Genomic DNA, 18,511 nt, shown 5'->3' with positions numbered 1-18,511 from the left:
CTCGCGCATTTCTCTAATTAGTAGATGTAGGGCCGTTGTTGCCGCAATCGTTCACGATGAAGTAACAGCAGTCCCAGATTCAGGTTACATCTCTACATAGAGAGCGAAGCGTGTCTGCTGAACTGCAAACAGAGTATCCACATCGCACACACCCAAAAGAAACAACGCCGTCTTCGACGTTGTCTTCGGCAACCTCTGCAGACAAAGATCGAACCTCTCCTTCACTGTGGGGGCAGCTTCTATCACATGGCGTTCGTTTGGTGACCTCGCTGCTGATCCTGGGGGGAAGCGCAGCGATCTTCTTCGCATTGGGACAGAAGGACAAGCCAACTGAAAAAACGGAAACAGCCCCGACCTTGCCTCTGGTCGAGACTGCTGTCGTCGCGGAACACCACACCGGAATCGACTTCGAGTCGGACGGTGTGGTGGTTCCTTTTCAGGAAGTCTCGACGCCGGCCGAGGTCGACGGGCGAATCGCCTATCGCTCGCCAAAGTGCCGCATCGGGCAGGTCATCAAGCAAGGCGAGCTTCTCCTTCGCATTGCCGACACCGACTATAAGCTGAAGGTTCAACAACTCGAGCAGGAATATAACCAGGCCCAGGCCAACCTGCAGGAACTTAAGGTTCAAGCCGCCGCCGCCCAGGGACAGATCGCCCTGGCGGAAGAGAATGTCGAGATCAAAAGTCGCGAGATTCGTCGCTACGAATCCATTCAAACCAACGGAGCCGTTTCGAAATCGCAGCTCGATACAGCCCGTCTAAACGAACACGCGGCCAAGACTGAACTACAGTCGAAACGCGACTCTCTCGAGCTCTTGCTCGCCCAGAAGGCACGCCTTGAGAACGCCTCGAAGTTGGCCTCGCTGGCAATCGAACAAGCCCGGCTCGACCTTTCTCGTACCGAGATCCGTGCCCCGATTAATGGCGTCATTACGCAAGACCCGGTCGTCCAAGATAGTTACGTGAACCGCGGAGAAGTAGTGGCGGTGATCCAGGACTTCAGCCAAATGGAAGTGCGTTGCAGCATTCGTATGAACGAGATGGAATGGCTGTGGCAGTCTTCGTCAACCACTTCGGCTCAAACCCCACTGCTATCTTCGTACCGCTTTCCCGAGACACCGGCGACGGTGGTCTATGAAACCGAGTCGGCCCGCTTCGAATGGCCTGCGACGCTTCAATTCTTCGATGGCGGTAAACTCAGCGAGATAACCCGGTTGATACCGTGCCGTGTCACGGTCAACGGGGATGCCGAACCGGTCGTCATCGCGAAACGTCCGCTGACAATTTCGCCGATGCTGATGAGCGGCATGTTCGTCAAAGTGATCGTTCATGCGAGTCCCAACATTCCGCTGCTTCGTTTGCCCGAGTCGGCGGTACGTCCCAATGGGGTCGTCTGGGTAGTCCGCGATCAAAAGTTGAAGGAACTGCCCGTTAGTGTGGCGTATGCCGACGAGAACGACGCCATTGTCTACCTGGACCGGACAGGTCCGATTGCCGGCGACCAGGTGGTGACTTCGCCTTTGATTGCCCCTGTGGAAGATAGCTCCGTTGAAATTGTCGAGGCACGCCCATGAAAACCTTGGTGGATTGGGCGATGCGCAATCAGCCCGCAATGAACATCTTGATGATTGCGGCGATCGTTGGTGGTTTCTACTTCACTAGCCAACTCAATCGTGAACTGTTCCCTGACTTCGAAATGGAAACCGTGATGGTGACCGTTTCTTACCCAGGAGCCACGCCTGACGAAGTCGAGCAAGGGATTTGTCAGAAGATCGAAGAAGCGGTGCGTTCGGTCACCGGCATTCGGAAGATTACCTCTACGGCGACCGAAGGAAATGCCTCAGTCTCGATCGAATTGATGTCGAACGTCTCTGATCCGGACCGCGTGCTGAACGAAATCCGCTCAGAGGTTGATCGAATCTCGAGCTTTCCCGAGATGGCAGAAGATGCCGAAGTTCGTCGTCAGGCTCGCCAAGAAACGGCGATTCGCGTGGGCCTGCTTGGTCCCCCGCCCACCAGTGTCGACGCGGCCCTGAAGCTGCGCGAAGTCGCCGAGCAAGTTCGTGAAGAATTGCTTGGGCTGCCTGGCGTCGCGGACATCGACATTTCCGGGGCAAAGGACTACCAGATTGATATTGAGATCCCAGAAGAACGCCTCCGATCGTATGGGCTCTCCCTTTCCAAGGTCGCCTCGATCGTCGCGAAAGAGAACTATGAGCTTCCCGGCGGCACCATTCGTGATGATTCGCAAGAGATTCTGCTGCGGGGCCATAGTCGCAAGCTTTACGGCGAAGAGATCGCCGAGCTTCCGCTTCTGTCAGGCAATAGCGGAACTGTATTGACAATCGGTGAAATTGGAATTGTTCGCGATGAATTCACCGATACGGCCGCCATTTGCGAAATCAATGGTGAGCCAGGTCTGGCGCTGTCGGTCATTCGCAATAAGACCGACGACCTGCTGGCTGTGGTGGATGAAGTCTACCAATATGTCGAAACGGCCGACTTGCCGGATGGCTATCACCTGGTGACCTGGAGTGACCAATCCGTCGACGTTCGCGAACGTGTGCAACTCTTGATCGTGAACGGTCTACAAGGGCTGGCATTGGTTGCCTTTCTGCTGGCATTGTTTCTCGACCTTCGTGCCGCATTCTGGGTAGCGATCGGAATTCCGTTTTGCGTTTTCGTAACCGGGGCCTACCTGTATTTCTCCGGCCAGACGCTCAATATGCTCTCGATGTTCGCCTTCATCATGGCGCTCGGTATCGTGGTCGACGATGCCATCGTGGTTTGCGAAAACATCCATGCCCATCAGCAAATGGGCAAGACACCGTGGCAGGCGGCGTTTGATGGAACTTCCGAAGTCGTTCCTTCCGTGATGACCGCCGTGCTGACCACAGTTGCCGCATTCGTTCCCTTGCTGTTTGTCACAGGGCAGATGGGCAAGATGCTCAGTGTGATGCCGGTTGCCTTGCTTGCAATGTTGATCGTCTCGATGCTCGAGGCCTTCATGATTTTGCCATGCCACATGAGCCACCACGACAGTCTTGTCTTCCGGGCAATGCGTGTCATCTTCTACCCATTCATTTGGGTCGTGCACGTAATTGGTTGGCTTAATCGGTTGACGTCGAGAGTACTCGATACTTTCATCCAATACTTCTATTTGCCGACGCTCCGGTTAGTACTGGCCAACAAGTCGATCTCCATGGCCATGATCATTGGACTACTCGTTGTATCGGGTGGACTGATCCGGGCTGGGATCGTTCCGTTTGTTTTTTTGGGGAAAATCGATAGTAAGAATCTCGTCTGCTCGGTCACATTTCCAGACGGCACCCCCGTCGGCGAGACCGATCGGTGGACACGACGCATTACCGAAGCGTTCGAGACGCTGAATGAACGCTTCGCTGCAGAAGGAACTCCATTGGCACAAACCTACTGCCGAGTTGTTGGATCGCAAGTTTCGCTCGGGCCTCCGGGATCTGGCAGTTCGACCAGCGGAGCAAGCCACAAAGGAAGCGTCGAAGTTGAACTGGTCAGCAGCCAAGAACGCCCGTTGTCCAGCGCTGAGATCCTTTCCCTGTGGCGTGACGAAGTGGGTGAAATTCCGGGCGTCGACAGCCTGACATTCGACACCATGTTCAGCGGTCCTGGCGGAACGCCAATCCAGTTCAAACTGATGGCCAGTAGCGCTCATGCCGAAGAACTGAGCGGCGCGGTGGAACTGTGCAAGCAACAACTCGAACGCTTCCCAGGCGTGTTCGACGTTGCTGACGACGCGATCCCGGGCAAATGGGAGTACCGCGTTCGCGTCAAAGAAGACGCTATGCCGCTGGGGGTCACCTCGTCTGATCTCGCGAATACCCTTCGCAATGCCTACTACGGCGCGGAAGTGATGCGTATCCAGCGTGGGCGACACGAAGTGAAGATCATGGTTCGCTATCCATTGAGCGACCGCCAAAACCTCGCGAACTTCCGCGATGTGTGGGTCCGCACCGATGATGGTGTCGAACGCCCACTCTCGGAAATTGCCGACGTCGAGATCGTGCGCGGCTATTCCGAGATCAACCGAATGGAGCAGAAGCGTACCGTCACGATCTCGGCCGATGTCGACGAAGGACAAGCCAACGCGTTCGAGGTCGTCCAGTCGCTGCAAACCGACTTCGTTCCGATCTTGAAAGAGCAGTTCCCCAACGTCAGCGTTCGGTGGGAAGGCCAGCAAGAGCAAACGCAGGAATCGGTCAGCAGCCTGCTCACCGGTTTCATTGTGGCACTGCTCGCCATCTTGGTGCTGCTGGCCATTGAATTTAAATCGTATTTCCAGCCACTTTTAATCATGGCGATCATCCCTTTCGCCTTGATCGGGGCAGTACTGGGACATTGGTACCTGGGTCGTCCGTTGGAACTGTTCAGTCTGCTCGGGCTAGTCGGACTATGCGGGATCGTCGTGAACGATTCCATCGTGCTGGTCGATTTCATCAATCATCGCGTGAAGGAAGGTATTCCCCTTGGCCAGGCATTGGAAGAAGCGGGCACCCGGCGACTTCGACCAGTGCTGCTGACATCGGTGACGACAGTCGGCGGCCTGATGCCGTTGATGTTTGAAACGTCTCGACAAGCTCAGATGTTGATCCCGATGGCGACCAGTATTGCTTGCGGTTTGATGGTTAGCACCTTGCTGGTGCTGTACATGGTACCGGTCTTCTACGCGATCTATGTTCGTATTTACGAGATGACCATCGGCCCCTTCACAGCCGGTGGATCGCATTAATCGCGGTTCGCCTTGTTACGATTCGTAGTAAGGGCGAATCGATTCCATTGCCTGCTGGAGGGTGGCAAACGATACTGGCCCTCCCACGCAGAATCGAAAGGCAGGCGGGGCCACTTCTTCCGTACAGAACTCGTTGGCTGGAACAGCACCAATACGATATCCCCGCAACATGTCGACTAATGCCTTCACTGGCACTCGACGCGGTGTTTCAACCCAGGCATGAAAACAGAAGTCGTTCGTCTTACGAAATCGACCTGGAATTGTTTGCTTGAGGAGTTGAATCCGCTGCTTGGTCTCGTGACGAACTCCGACCACAATCTTGTCGGCCAAGCCGCTTTCAATCCAATGCGTTGCAATCGCGGTGGTAATCGGTGAGGCCATCACCGATACCGCGCGAAGTCGCTCCGTCACCTCGATCCGATCGGTTTGCTGCGGCACCAATAAATAGGCGATCCGCAGCCCTGGCCCGAGGCACTTCGCGAGGCCACCGACATAATAGGTGCAGTCTGGCGCCAGCATTACCATCGCCGGAGGGGGCTTAATGGGAAGGAAGCCGTAGGCATCGTCTTCGACGATCGGAATGCCAAATCTACGAGCGACCTCGATGATTTCGAGCCGTCGATTAAGCGGCATAGTTTCCGTCGTCGGATTGTGCAATGTCGGATTGAGATAGAGGACGCGGATATTCTTCTTGGGGATCGCTTCCGCCAATGCCTCAGGCAAGATCCCATCACGATCTGCGGGAATCCCATGGATGGGGCAGCGCAGCAGCCGTGCGATTCCAAACAGGCCTGGGTAGGTGACTTGCTCGCTGGCAATGGCACCTCCCTCCGCCAACTCAGCCGAAAGCACCGCTGTCAACGCGGCATGAGCACCGGTGGTGATGTGGAGCGTATGGCTTTCGACCGCGATCCCGCGCCGCGAAAGCCAGTGAATCGCCGCCCCTTTGTCTCGGACGTCGCCCCCTTCTGGCTGATAACGCAAGACCTGAGGAAATGCGTGCATGGCTTCCGCGGCCGAGCGTTTCATGCTCTCGACCAGGTCAGGCTCGACGTCGGGGGGCTGATTCATGGTTCGATCGGCCACGTCGGCTCGAACCGGAATCGTTTCGCTCGAGATCGCCGCTCCGCGAACGAAGGTGCCTGCTCCGACCCGTGATTCAATATGCCCCCGGCTGGCCGCCGTCGAATAGCCGCGGGCGATCGTTGTTACGTCCAGATCAAGCTTCTTGGCAAGTTGCCTTTGGGTCGGCAGATGATCGCCAGGCAGCAGTTTGCCCGCCGCGATGTCGTCGGCAATTGACTTGGCAATCGCCTCGAACAGCGGGAGATTAGGGGCATCGATTCGAGGAACCCAGTCCGTTCGCCGCATCTGTCGAATTCCGTGGGCGCAGTGGCAACGCTTCGCGGAAGAATTGACTGCATGATTGAATGGTTCATTGACCGGCTAAACAGGCCGAAACCGGGCATTGCCATCATTCTCAGCCGAGACCGTTGTCCGTTCAACCATGGGACCGATAAGCTTCCCATATCGACCCACGTTTTCACGCTTATCGAGCCCGATTATGTCATCCACTAGCCGTTCCAAGCCGAATCGCGTCGAGCAGATCAAGGCCGAAAGCCAGTTTTTGGCCGGTACGATCCGCGATGATCTCTCGTCCGATGCCGCCACATTCGGGAAAGACAATCTCCAGCTCCTGAAGTTCCACGGGACTTACCAGCAAGATGACCGCGATGCCCGGGTTTCGTTGCGGCAGCAAGGGAAAGACAAGGCGTTTTCGATGATGGTCCGCTGCCGCATCCCTGGCGGCCGGCTCACATCCCGGCAGTTTCTGGCCCATCTCGACCTATGCGATCTGCTCGGCAATTCGACGATGAAGATCACGACGCGGCAAACTATCCAGTTGCATGGGATCGTGAAGCAAGATCTTCGCCAGACCATCGCCACGATCAACTCGCTCGGGTTGTCGACGTTCGCAGCGTGTGGTGATGTTAATCGCAACGTGATGTGTTGCCCGGCGAAGAAGAACTCGCCCGTTCACCAGGCGATCGAGCAGCTCACGAAAGACCTCGCCGAAGAGCTAGCACCACGCACGACGACTTATCGCGAACTTTGGGTGCTGGACGATAAGACCGGCGAGCGGCACCTGGTCGAAGAACATTCGGCGACTCGTGAAATGAGCGATACGACCGAACCGCTTTATGGGCCAACGTATTTGCCACGCAAGTTCAAGTGTGCGGTGATCAGCCCGGACGACAACTGTGTCGATGTGTATACCCAGGACCTGGGCTTCATTGCGATCGTTCAGCAAAACGAAGTCGTTGGTTACAACGTCGTCGTTGGTGGTGGCATGGGTACCACGCCGAGTAACTCAGCGACCTTCCCGGCCTTAGCCCAGCCGATGGCGTTCTGTCTGCCGAAGCAAGCGATCGATGTGGCCAAAGCTGTTTTGATTGTCCAGCGCGACCATGGCAATCGGAGCGATCGGAAGGTGGCTCGCATGAAGTACTTGATCGCGAATTGGGGCCTTCCCAAGTTTCGTGCGGCCGTGGAAGACGTGCTCGGCTATTCGCTGGAATCCCCACGCGAGGTGGTAATTCGTCAGACCGATGACCATATGGGTTGGCAGTCGCAAGAGGATGGCTTGTGGTCGTATGGACTCAACATCGAGAACGGCCGAGTCAGCGACGGCAAGACGGTTCACCTCAAAAATGCCTTACGACAGCTGGCCGAGTTTCATCAGGAAGAAATTCGTCTGTCGGCCAACCAAAGTCTCATCTTCTGCAACATCCCAGCGGACAAGCGCGAACAATTCGATTCGATCTTGAAAGGGAGCCAGGTCCGATCGACCGAAGAGACCAGCCTTGTCCGGCGGCACTCGTTGGCTTGCGTAGCGCTGCCGACCTGCGGTTTGGCGGTGACCGAGGCCGAAAGGCGACTTCCTTTCGTAATGGACCAACTGGAAGCAGTCCTGCAGTCGCTGGAGCTCGATCGCAGCCAATTCACCGTCCGCATGACGGGCTGTCCGAATGGATGTGCTCGGCCCTATGCCGCCGATGTGGCGCTCGTGGGTAAAGCGGTCGATCGTTATACGCTCTTTGTCGGGGGAACGCTTCGTGGCGATCGGCTGGCGTTCCTGCTGAAAGACATGGTTACCAGTGAAGATATCGTTGCGGAACTAACCAGTCTATTCATCGCGTTTCGCAACCATCGTCTTAATGACGAAACCCTCGGAGACTTCTGCCACCGCCTAGGAGGCGAATCATTGTTATCGCTCTGCCATCAAAGTCGTGAGTCGGAAGATTTCACCACAGCCCTTTCCGCGAAAGGATCGTTATGAACCCCATCGTTGGCCTTTGGAAAGATACCTGGTACGTGTGGCTGCTGATCGGAGGCGTTCTGGCGGCTGGCGTCTATTGGGTGACCGCCATGTTTCTGGTGGGTTTCCCCGCGCTGCTGGCCTACTTCCTTTATTTCGCTTTCATCCGCTATGATCAGCACGGAAACAAAAAGTCGGCTTGAAACTGAGCCAATGGCTCCGTTCGAAGGACAATCGATTGTCGCGATTCCTGTTGATCTTCTGGCGTTCGCTAAATCTGCACTGCCCTTGCTGTGGCCGGGGAAGCATGCGGCGAGGTTGGTTTACGATGCCGCAGCATTGTCCTGAGTGCGGAATCGAAGTCGAACGCGAATCCGGTTTCTTCCTTGGCTCGATTTATTTCAACTGTGGAATCGCCACGGTTGTCACGGCGATCGCAATGCCGCTGTTGTACTTCACGCAGGTGATCAGCCATCAATGGACACTTGCCAGCGGAGCGATCTTCGCAATTGGCTTTCCGGTGCTGTTCTTTCCGTGGGCTCGTAGCTTTTGGTTGGGCCTGGATGAATTCTTAGATCCGCGGGTAAGGAATGAGTCACGCAAGCCTAGCTCTTAACAACAGGAAACGTCTCCCCACGGTAAGCAACGTGGGCTGAGTGTCACCTCACTCCAGCACGGAGATCATTTACTGGGGTGCCACCGTTCAATCCGTGAATTGGCGAGATGCCTGAATGGCGAGAATATGAGAATCACGACTTCTCTCACAATTACCCCCCGGTCCAGAACCAGGCCCCCAAAAGGTATCAAGAGAGCAACTAATGGATTGCCCAGAAGCAGGATAGGAGGCTGGGGAGTACGTATTCACCCGTGGGAGATGCGTGGCAACTATCCTTAAGCACTCAGTTGCCCCAGGAAGATCTCGGTATCGTACTCAAACCGGACAACCCCATCGCTTTCATGCTGTTCGAAGATCCGCTCAAGCTTCTCGAGCATTGGCTCATAGTTGGCATGGTCTTCGGTTGGAGCATACGAAGAGGAGAGTAGCCTGCCTCGCAGCGATTCCAGATCAAACTGCTGTTCGTTTTGGAGGACGAACTTTCTGAATTCGGTGCCGCCATAGAGTGCTTCAATGGTGGACTCCTGGCTTGTCAGCGCGCGGACCTTCAGGTAGTCGATTCCGTACTCGATCAGCAGTTGCTGGTAATCTTGGAGAAACGGACTGGCGTAATGCCGCGGAAGATTCCACAACAAGCTCACCCATCCGTTCGGTTTCACGATCCGTAAGAACTCTGTCCGGGCGTTCAACGGGTCAAACCAATGGAAGGCCTGGGCCACGACAATCAGGTCGACACTTTGGTTTCCAAGCGTGGTGTTATCCGCAGTCCCAGTGACACTCTGAAAACGCGAGAACCCTTCCAGCAATTGTTCCGCCGCAGACCGCATCTCGAGATTGGGTTCGACTCCAATTACCACGTTTCCGTGCTTCAGAAATAGACCGGCCGAGATTCCGGTGCCTGAACCGACATCCGCGACGATCCAATCGGTACCAAAGCCAATCTCCTGTTCAAGAACGGAGAGCACTTCCTGCGGATACCCGGGCCGAAAGCGAACGTAGTTATCGACACGACTGGAGAACCGCTCAGTTGACCGAAGATCGTGGGGAGCCATGGCGTTTCCGTTAAAAGGAAGTTCTTAGCGACGAACCGCACTTAATCATTGCAGATGGAATCCCCCAGGGCGATATCCCTAGCGTCAAAATGCCGCCCCAACCTTGGGCAGTCACTGAATCGAACTATGCCATCAGATATAACAGTGCGTCTTCCGCTTCTTGCCGCGTCGTGTCACTTTCGATATGCCGCCGCAAGGTGTAGAAACCATAAAGGGTCTTGATGCGATGGGTAAGACGAGCCTCGTCTCGTTTCAGCATCCCGTCCCAAAAAGCAGGCTTTCGCGGATCGTAGTCCGCTTTGACAACGATGCCAAGTTCCTGCTTCAAATCAGGAAGCGAACGTAACAATCGCAGGTGATGATGATGCGCCGGAAGCGCCTTCAGTGCCAACGCCTTGTAACCGAATCGATCGAGTTCCGTTATCGCCGCGGCATGGTTGATCAAATGCCACAGACCGCCAAAGCCCTGGCGTCTTATCGAAGCCGTCTCAATCAACTCCGTGATGGTGGCATTCACCATGTCGGGAATAGTGCGATACGCTGGCACCTCAGAGGGTTCTGGCAACTTAACCTGATTCCCAATCAGCCATCCTTTTTCGCGTCCATAATAGCCTCGACCTGCGTGCGCATTATCAAACCCTGTAATCAATTTGCGGGTACCGTTTATCGCGGATGGGGTCGCCAAGTCGGGATGATCGTGAAAGGCGCGGATCGCGATCGAAGCGAAGATGATGTTGTGCCCCGACTGGCGGGTCTGCCCGACGTTGCTTTCCAACGCTTTGGCGATTGATGGAATTTGCTCTGGCTGAGGTTCTTCCGCGGGAAGTTTCCGAAAGAGTTCCGTTGGCGTTAGTCCTTTCTGCTTGGCATTAAACCAGATCGCTTCTTCGCCAGCGATCACGCGATCAAGCTCTTGGCTGACACCCTGATAGACTGCGTCTGGAAGCTCGTTCTGATCTTCGCCAAAGAAATACCCTGCAAGGACCGCTGCCCCGAGATGCCCAGCCATCGTCCCGGCGTGATGAGCGTTGGCCATCCCATTGATTCCCTGAGGAAGGTAGTCGAAGGAAATCATTTGCCATATCTCGCAAAAGAATGAGGATCGAGAGCTTACCGTCTATTCTAACATGTCGTTCGACTCGCCCAATAATCGATCTCTCTTGGAATGCAACAAGCCGCTTACCAGCAAATACCCATCAGCCGCTCACATTCACTCTGTTGAGAGCAACTTGCTAGTCGCCGATGCAGGTTTGTTTCTGCGTTCCCAGGCCATCGATCGAAAGAGTCACTTCGTCTTCGATTTTCACGTAACGTGGCGGCTTCATTCCTAGGCCTACACCAGGTGGTGTTCCGGTCGAAATAAGGTCTCCCGCTTCCAATGTCATGAACTGCGAGAGGTAGTGAATGAGGAACGCCGGCTTGAAGATCATCGTCTTGGTATTGCCGGTCTGCATCCGCTCGCCATTTACGTCCAGTGACATCCGCAGGTTGGCAACGTCGGCAATTTCGTCAGTCGTTGCCATGAAAGGGCCCAGTGGGTTGGAGGCTATTCGACGATCAGCTCCCCGTTCATCACCATCCAGTGCCCCGGGAACGTGCAAAGGTACGGATATCGACCAGGTTCGGTTGGTGCTTGGAAGTAAATAAAGAACTCTTTCGTCGGCGGAACAATGTCGGTATACGTCAGAACGTCTGGCGACTCAGGAACATACTGCTTCAAAACGGCCGACGGATTCGCGACAAACTTATTCGCCAGGTCCCCCACCGTTTCCAACGTTCCGGGCTTCAACAACACCCAGTTGTGCGGCACGACGTCAGGATTGGAAAAGGTCAGCTTGATCGGTTCGCCGGCCTTGGCCTTCAGAGTTTTGGTCGAGAATGTCAAGTTCGGCCCTGCGGCGATCGCCAGTTCCTGCAGCTTGCCTCCCTCTGGTTTTTCAAGCCAAGGATTCGTCGGCTTGTCCCCCAGCAACGCCAGGTCGGAAGCCATCGGATGCGCGGCGATCACTTTTCCGGTTGGTCGATAGCCGGCGATGTCCGTAAACGGAGCATCCAACTGGTGCACCGTGATGAATAGCTCTTGCAGCGGCCCCCTGTCGACTTCGAGCACCAAATGCAATTGATTGACTGGTTGCAGTTCCGGCATTTCGACAAAGAGTGTCTTGTTATCGATCCAATGAACTGCCGTGATTCGCAGCGATTCGTGACCGACCACACCTGGGTGACCAGGTGCTAGTTCCGGCGATCCATAGCCAGGACCATAGCGATAGTTCCAGACCTGAGCGAACTGTCGCGCCAGATGACCGATGTGTTCGCCGTTAATACGCTGCGAGAACTCGAGCATCACGCCATTTTCATGCACGTGAAAACCCACCAGCGTTTGCATTGGCTTGCCTGTGTATCGCACGCGATGAAAACAACCATCGTCAGGTGTATAGCTTCCCCAACCCGCCATCCCACTGACGTAAAGCTGTCCATCCGCAGGATTCACCTTGGCACGATGAGCCCCGGAACGGAAGTTCCCTGGCAGGGGCACCACGGCTCCTTGGGCCTGGCCGTTCACTTCATCTCGAAGCACTTGAAAATAAGCACCTGCTCCGAATGATGTGTGAATAATCTGCCCGTTGAGTGGGCCGAAACGTGCGTCGTTCACCATTGTCTGTCCGCCGGAACTGTTATCGAGTCCGCGTGGAAGGTAAGCGAGGGGCAACGCAGGCGGCTGTCCGTAGCGAGGCCCCGGATAGCCAAAATGAGCTGGCACCGGCAACGATGGATCGACCAGACAAATCATCGACGCTGGCGTCCAGTCCCCTTCACTACACGGGACCGTCAGCTTGCCATCGTCGCACAAACCGATTCCGTCCGGATTACGAAATCCGGTTGCCAGCACATCGACTTTCTTTCCGTCGGCCGAAATGCGAATCACGCCCTGCTTGCCGGATGCGGTATAGAAGTTGCCTTCGTCGTCGCGCGTCAATCCGCAGGTGTAATCATGTCCGCCAGGAGACGTCGCGAATACATTCGAGAAGCACTCGTAGAAATCGGCTTCCTGATCTCCATTCAAATCGACCAGACGGGTAATTTGATCACGGCCGAGCACGTAAATGTGATCTTTCCAGACAACGACTCCCAGCGGCTGATGCAAACCGGCAGCAAACCGTTTCCACCGGACTTCCTTTAGCGTGCTGTCCAATCCCGAAACAAGCCACACGTCCCCCGTCATTGTCGAGAGCACCGCTGTCCCATCGGCCAGGAAATCGTGGCCACTGACAAACATTAAAGAGCCGTAAGGGTTCTCGAAGGGCAACTTGATCGTATCGACGACATACGCGGCATCTCCCTCACCAAGTTCTCCTTCGGTTACCAGTTGATCGGGCCACTGTGTGGGCGGGTTTTGGGTCGCCTTGGCCAGCGGATGTTCGTTAGGAACTTTCAGATCGCGTTGAAACTCCCCGTTCGCATCCACCCACGGTGAATCGAGGTACTCGGTATCGCCGATGCGATAAGCGAACACGACTCGCGGACCAACGCGGTAATAGCCATGGTATTCAAACGGCTGGCTGGGGGACTCTTGCTTGGGGAGAGTCTGAAGCTCGCCATCGGGACGCAGGCCGTCCATGAAACCATGTCGCACGGCCGAAAACTTGACGAAGCCACCACGCCAGATCGCTTCGTACTTCAGCGTTTCGGGATTGAAACAGGTCGATAGCTCTCCCTGATCGCCAAGCTGCAGACAAATTCCTTTTTTAACGGTTCCATCGGGCAGGTGCGTCACGCCCGCAAGCACGGGCGTCTTATCCTGCTCGCTCCAGCGACCATCACGCCAGGTCGCTTCCTTCTGATTCCCCCAATGTCCTTGGTTCCCGCCATCGAGGCCTGGGTACGCTGGCAACAAATGCGGAACGTTCGCCTGAACGCGGAAGTGTTCCGCTTCTTTCCGATAGAAGTCATAGATACGATCGCGATTCACCGGCTCTTGCCACAAGCTCCACGCGTCCCGATCGAGCGGAGCTCGCTCGTAAACGAACTCGGTCGGCTGGTCGAAGTTCTGGTAGCGAGCAAGCCACTGTTCGTTCTTGCCAAGCCCCGAAAGAAAATAGATCAAGTCGCGGCGCTCGCTGTCACTCATACTGTTGGCCAAACCGACCGGCATCAATGTGCCCGTGGCACGCTGGTCTTCAATATCGTCCTCCGGCAAGTTGTGTGTCACTTGCGTGGCAGGATCGAACAACATGATCTCGCCAGGCTCCGCCTCCCGCTTGTAACCCTTCAGCACCTGGCCGTCACTTATTTGAACGAGCCAAGTCTGAAAGTCTGCATGCACGGTGCGATCAGGCCAGAAGACCGCTTCGACAATTTGCTGTGTGGTCAGTCGTTTGCCAACATCGCTCAGGTTCGGGCCGATCTTGCCGCCAGAGCCGCCGATTTCGTGACACGACACGCAAGCGAACTTCGCCGATCGGAACGTATGAACCCCCTGATCGACGCTGCCCTGAAATTCAGCCGATGCGACGACCGATGCGACCAACTTCTCGTCAAATTTTTCCGGAATCGGCATTCCAACGACCACTGGTCCGATCGGCTCACAATACTCGTCCGACGAGGGTGATGGCGCAGCGGAATCCTCTGCCAGTGACAGCGGGACGCCAATGGCTACGAGGGTAATCAGCAGTACCATGCGATAGAGCGATCGACGACGAGCAGCAGACATAAGCTTCAGCTTTGGCAATGTGATGGGGCAATGAAGGCGGGTGAACAAACGCACAGCTGGAGAAAGTAATTTACACGATCGTGCATGTCGAGTTGACCGTAAATCAACGTTTTTTTTGATCGCAGGAAGGCGAATCGTAGTCGATTCTGCTCGATCTATTTGAGCCCGATGGCGAATCAATCTAGATTATACCTCCAACCCGTTGCTCCAGGCGACGAAGCCCTCCTTCCCACCCCATGCAGGCCTTCCATGAAACTGCTGTATCCACTTGTTGCTTGCTCATTGCTTTTCTTGCTTTCGCCAACGTTGGCCGCTGAGCTGATACCTGCGGAAGCTCCGCTCGCTGGAAAGCGCGTCGTGTTTCTGGGGGACAGCATTACCCAGGCTGGCGGATACGTGACGTTCGTCGACTATTACCTGGAAAGGCTTTATCCAGAACAAGACTTCGATATTTACGGCCTCGGCCTCGCCAGCGAAACGCTTTCGGGCCTGAGCGAAAAAGGACATGCCGGTGGAGCGTTTCCTCGCCCATGCTTGTTCGAGCGATTAGGTCGACTTCTCGAACGAGTTCAGCCTGAGATTGTATTTGCCTGCTACGGCATCAACGACGGAATCTACCAGCCGCTGGAAGCTGAGCGATTCGCCGCCTTTCAAGCAGGTGTCAAGCAATTGATCGCCCAGTGCAAAGCGGCCGGGGTGCAGCAGATTTACCTAGTAACCCCTCCCATCTACGACGCGACAACCGAGCCGGAAGAGTTCAACTACGATCGCGTGATGACAAAGTACGCCGCGTGGGAGACTTCGCTGAACGAACCAGGGGTCCAGGTGATCGACTTGCACACAGCCATGCGAAAAGCACGCGATGCCCAGGACGAAGTCTTCTCAAAAGACCATGTTCACCCTGGCGAGGCGGGGCATCTGCTGATGGCGAAAACGATCTTGGCTGCCTTGAATGTCGATGTACCCAACGACTCGTTCGAGACGATCAAGGCCGACCCGGTTTATCAGGCAGTCGATCGTTTGCGGAAGCATCGCTCTTCCCACTGGATGAAGCACATTGGCTATTCCCGAGAGAAGGTTGTCACTCCCGAGCCTCTGGGCGATACGGAAGAAGTCGCCAGCAAGCTGAAGGATTCGATCAATTCGTTGCGCCGCGAAGGTTAGTCGTTGCTGCGTTCGCTATTCCGCTGGCAACGCTCCTGAACGACGGAAGTTGTCGGCATGAAAGCGGACCAGTTCAAGGCCTCGCTCGTCGTAGATCTTTTGTGCGCTGTGTGGGGCACCATCCACGACGATTTTCTCGAAAGGGATTTCGAGTGACTCGAGAAACTTCATGTAGTCGAGATTGTTTTCGTAGTTGAAACCTGCGGTTCCGACGTGCACCATGATCCGAACGGGCGGCTCTTTCGTCTCGGCATACTTCCGAGCCAGGTCCCAAGTGTTGTCACCCGCCGCGAAAACGAGCCCTGGATTCTCGCGACCGTTATCTTCCGAAATCCGTTTTTCCGTTGCATAACCCGAACCACCAGGAGCCGCGGACGAAAACAGGTCGGGGTGCTTGAACATGATTCGTGTTGTTCCCCGGCCTCCCTGGGAGAAGCCTTCCAGCCCGCGCCCTTTCCGATCGGCGATGGTGCGGTACGTCTTGTCGATGAATGGAATCAACTCCTGGACGAAGACATCTTCTCCCATGGCATTCTTGCGTTCCGCCATGTTGTAGTGGCTTACCGGACCTCCATTAACGAAGACGTAAATCATCTCCGGTGCGTCGCCGCTTGTCATATAGCGGTGAAAGTATTTGGCCAAACCGACGCTCTTGTTCTCGTTACCAGGGCGGCCGCCATGGAGGTAATAGACGACCGGGTAACGTCGATCCGTGTCGGTGGCGTACGAGGGGGGTAGGTAGACGCAATAGCCAACGTCTTGTTGCATCGACGGGCTTGAAAAGACCCCGTGTTGAACGCCAGTTGGCAGCATCCGAGGTTCGTTCACCCATTGAAACGGGGGCGGCGTTTTCTTTTTGGTGGTCTGCGCCTGCAGCTCATTGATGAACAAACCGCCCAGGAATAACGCCACACACAACAAACCCACTCGAAGCATCATGATTACCATCCTGCCTGCCAGTCCAATCACTTCCGATCGGTTCACGGTAACCTCAAGCGAGTGGCGATTGCAAGCAGCCAAGGATGACGGGATCTATTTTGCCGGATAGCCACCTACCAGTTCGTCAGGATTGGCCGGATCAAGCTGCCAAAGCGGTGGCGGTACGAAGCCTGCACTGCCAACCCCGTACGGAGGTACCGCGTCCGCTGGCTGTAGTGCCCGGTGCGTGATCAGTTGCCGTGCAAGTTGATTCACCTTCTTCGGTTTGTCGTTTGCCAGGTTGGTTGTCTCGTTGAGATCTTCTTGCAGATGAAACAGTCGAACCTTGTGCGAACCATCCTTCAACTGCTTTACATCGGTTAGCCGCGGTCCGTTGACGATCAGCTTCCATCCCTCCTGGATAACGGCAAGATGTTCAGCCTCTGGTCCTGATTGACCATGGTACGAAAACCAGGCTCGGTTACTCGTTTCCGTTTCAGGCTTGACAAGAATCGACGTCAGATCGATGCCGTCGAGTGGCTTGTCGGTCAGGGTCTGACTTTTGCCGCCAGCCGTGCCGACCAGCGTGGGGAGCAGATCGATATAGCCACAAACAACATCGCTCAACTGCCCAGCCTTGATCTTTGCTGGCCAGCGAACGCAAGCAGGCACACGAGTTCCCCCCTCGAAGACAGTCAGCTTCGAGCCCTTTAGCGGTTTGTTGATATCCCGCAAGTTGCCGACGCCGCCGTTGTCGCTGAAGAACCACACGATGGTGTTGTCGGCTTCACCGGTCGATTCGATCGCCTTCAGAATTCGGCCGATGCCTTCGTCCGTGCGGCCGATCATCGCCTTGTAGATCTCACGATGTTTTTCATTGCGTCCCTGGACGTCGGGAAGGTTACCGTACCGCTCGATCGCGTCGTCCGGTGCTTGATAGGGAGAATGGGGAGCGTTAAACGGGATATAGCAGAAGTAGGGTGCATCCGTTTTGGCAGACTCGACAATCCAGTCAGCCGCGGCATCGGCGATCAGGTCGGTCGCGTAACCTTGCTGGTCGGAAGATTCGTAATCAACATGCCAGTCACGGACACCATCGCGCGACAGCTCGAAGTAATCGATCGCGCCGTTGTAGTGACCGTGAAAGTGCGTAAAGCCTTGTGCCAGTGGATGCCATTTTGCCCGGCGATGTCCCAGATGCCACTTGCCGAAGATGCCTCGATTTTCATAGCCACGTTCCGCCAGCATCTCTGGCAGGGTGACTTCCGAAACAGGTAGACCGAAGTCGCGATACGGCGGAATCACCGCCCGGGCACAGCCAAATCGAATCGGATACCGTCCGGTCATCAGCCCGGCCCGCGTCGGCGAACACATCGGCGCCACGTAAAACCGATTCAATGTAATCCCGTCGGCGGCGATCGAATCGATGTTCGGTGTAATAAACTCGGGATTGTGATATCCGACCGAGTTCCATCCCAGATCGTCCGCCAAAATAACAACGATGTTAGGGGACGGATCGGCAGGCTTCGGATCGACTTGTTCGTCAGCCAGACCGATGGCGACAAACGAACCGATGACCATACCAACCGCAGCAAGAGCACGAACCAACATGACGGAGAATCTCGCGAAGGGATTTTATAGGGGTGCCCTCATTGTAGATGCCGCAGAAACCAATCGCATGCACTCACAAGCCCTTTGCCCCGCGAAATCGGGCGAATCGTTGCGTGTCGCTTTCAACGCACGAGCAACCACGATTAACACTCCAATTTCGATTGAGAGTTTTTTCCTCATGTGCCCCTATCGCGAATCAAGAGGACGACATCAGGGCGTCAATAACCAGGCGGTGTGGCGCACTGAGAATGCGTCGATACTCTCGGCTGAATTAGGATGGCCATTTATCACCTTCCCGAAATGCTGATTCGGTGAAAACCTGTCTCCCACTCAACACCAACTTGCATGCCGCTTT

13 protein-coding genes are annotated in these 18,511 nt (G+C 55.4%); 6 read left to right on the top strand and 7 right to left on the bottom strand.

The genetic code is table 11. The features are described 5' to 3' along the window. Positions 1–260: 260 nt before the first annotated feature. The gene (locus AB1L30_RS11805) at positions 261–1,574 is read left to right on the top strand and encodes an HlyD family efflux transporter periplasmic adaptor subunit (RefSeq protein ID WP_367013626.1); all 1,314 of its coding nucleotides are present in this window, start codon (positions 261–263) and stop codon (positions 1,572–1,574) included. Beyond that, entirely contained in the window at positions 1,571–4,765 is a 3,195-nt protein-coding gene (locus AB1L30_RS11800; RefSeq protein ID WP_367013625.1) for an efflux RND transporter permease subunit, read from the top strand. The genes AB1L30_RS11805 and AB1L30_RS11800 overlap by 4 nt, the downstream gene beginning before the upstream one ends. A 15-nt stretch (positions 4,766–4,780) precedes the next feature. On the opposite strand, the gene AB1L30_RS11795 is transcribed toward AB1L30_RS11800, so the two are convergent. Beyond that, positions 4,781–6,136, bottom strand: coding sequence for a PLP-dependent aminotransferase family protein (locus AB1L30_RS11795; RefSeq protein ID WP_367013624.1), 1,356 nt, complete (start codon positions 6,134–6,136; stop codon positions 4,781–4,783). A gap of 193 nt (positions 6,137–6,329) precedes the next feature. On the opposite strand from AB1L30_RS11795, the gene AB1L30_RS11790 reads away from it, so the two are divergent. From AB1L30_RS11790 to AB1L30_RS11780, 3 genes are read left to right on the top strand one after another with little or no spacing between them, the layout of a single operon-like run. Continuing rightward, a complete protein-coding gene (locus tag AB1L30_RS11790; RefSeq protein ID WP_367013623.1) occupies positions 6,330–8,105 on the top strand; it encodes an NADPH-dependent assimilatory sulfite reductase hemoprotein subunit in 1,776 nt (591 codons plus the stop codon). Beyond that, the gene (locus tag AB1L30_RS11785) at positions 8,102–8,287 is read left to right on the top strand and encodes a hypothetical protein (protein ID WP_345092803.1); all 186 of its coding nucleotides are present in this window, start codon (positions 8,102–8,104) and stop codon (positions 8,285–8,287) included. Before AB1L30_RS11790 ends, AB1L30_RS11785 begins: the two co-directional genes overlap by 4 nt. Positions 8,288–8,322: 35 nt before the next feature. Further along, entirely contained in the window at positions 8,323–8,700 is a 378-nt protein-coding gene (locus AB1L30_RS11780; RefSeq protein ID WP_367013622.1) for a DUF983 domain-containing protein, read from the top strand. 275 nt (positions 8,701–8,975) lie between these two features. On the opposite strand, the gene AB1L30_RS11775 is transcribed toward AB1L30_RS11780, so the two are convergent. The 4 genes from AB1L30_RS11775 to AB1L30_RS11760 form a co-directional block, all read right to left on the bottom strand. Beyond that, the gene (locus tag AB1L30_RS11775) at positions 8,976–9,752 is read right to left on the bottom strand and encodes a class I SAM-dependent methyltransferase (protein ID WP_367013621.1); all 777 of its coding nucleotides are present in this window, start codon (positions 9,750–9,752) and stop codon (positions 8,976–8,978) included. A gap of 124 nt (positions 9,753–9,876) precedes the next feature. After that, positions 9,877–10,827, bottom strand: coding sequence for a hypothetical protein (locus AB1L30_RS11770; protein ID WP_367013620.1), 951 nt, complete (start codon positions 10,825–10,827; stop codon positions 9,877–9,879). A gap of 157 nt (positions 10,828–10,984) precedes the next feature. Next, a complete protein-coding gene (locus tag AB1L30_RS11765; RefSeq protein WP_367013619.1) occupies positions 10,985–11,353 on the bottom strand; it encodes a fumarylacetoacetate hydrolase family protein in 369 nt (122 codons plus the stop codon). Further along, complete coding sequence (locus AB1L30_RS11760; RefSeq protein WP_367013618.1) at positions 11,299–14,463, bottom strand: DUF6797 domain-containing protein; 3,165 nt, start codon at positions 14,461–14,463, stop codon at positions 11,299–11,301. The genes AB1L30_RS11765 and AB1L30_RS11760 overlap by 55 nt, the downstream gene beginning before the upstream one ends. A 249-nt stretch (positions 14,464–14,712) precedes the next feature. Between AB1L30_RS11760 and AB1L30_RS11755 the strand changes: the two genes are divergently transcribed. Beyond that, positions 14,713–15,627, top strand: a complete 915-nt coding sequence (locus tag AB1L30_RS11755) for an SGNH/GDSL hydrolase family protein (RefSeq protein ID WP_367013617.1) — start codon at positions 14,713–14,715, stop codon at positions 15,625–15,627. 15 nt (positions 15,628–15,642) lie between these two features. Here AB1L30_RS11755 and AB1L30_RS11750 read toward each other — a convergent pair whose 3' ends face one another. Next, the gene (locus AB1L30_RS11750; RefSeq protein WP_367013616.1) at positions 15,643–16,566 is read right to left on the bottom strand and encodes an alpha/beta hydrolase-fold protein; all 924 of its coding nucleotides are present in this window, start codon (positions 16,564–16,566) and stop codon (positions 15,643–15,645) included. A 93-nt stretch (positions 16,567–16,659) separates the two neighbouring features. Further along, the gene (locus AB1L30_RS11745; protein ID WP_367013615.1) at positions 16,660–18,156 is read right to left on the bottom strand and encodes a sulfatase-like hydrolase/transferase; all 1,497 of its coding nucleotides are present in this window, start codon (positions 18,154–18,156) and stop codon (positions 16,660–16,662) included. Positions 18,157–18,511 lie beyond the last annotated feature (355 nt).

The organism is Bremerella sp. JC817, assembly GCF_040718835.1.
Lineage (GTDB): Bacteria > Planctomycetota > Planctomycetia > Pirellulales > Pirellulaceae > Bremerella.
The sequence above is the reverse complement of the archived record's forward strand: the minus strand, read 5'-3'. Positions and strand labels throughout refer to the sequence as shown.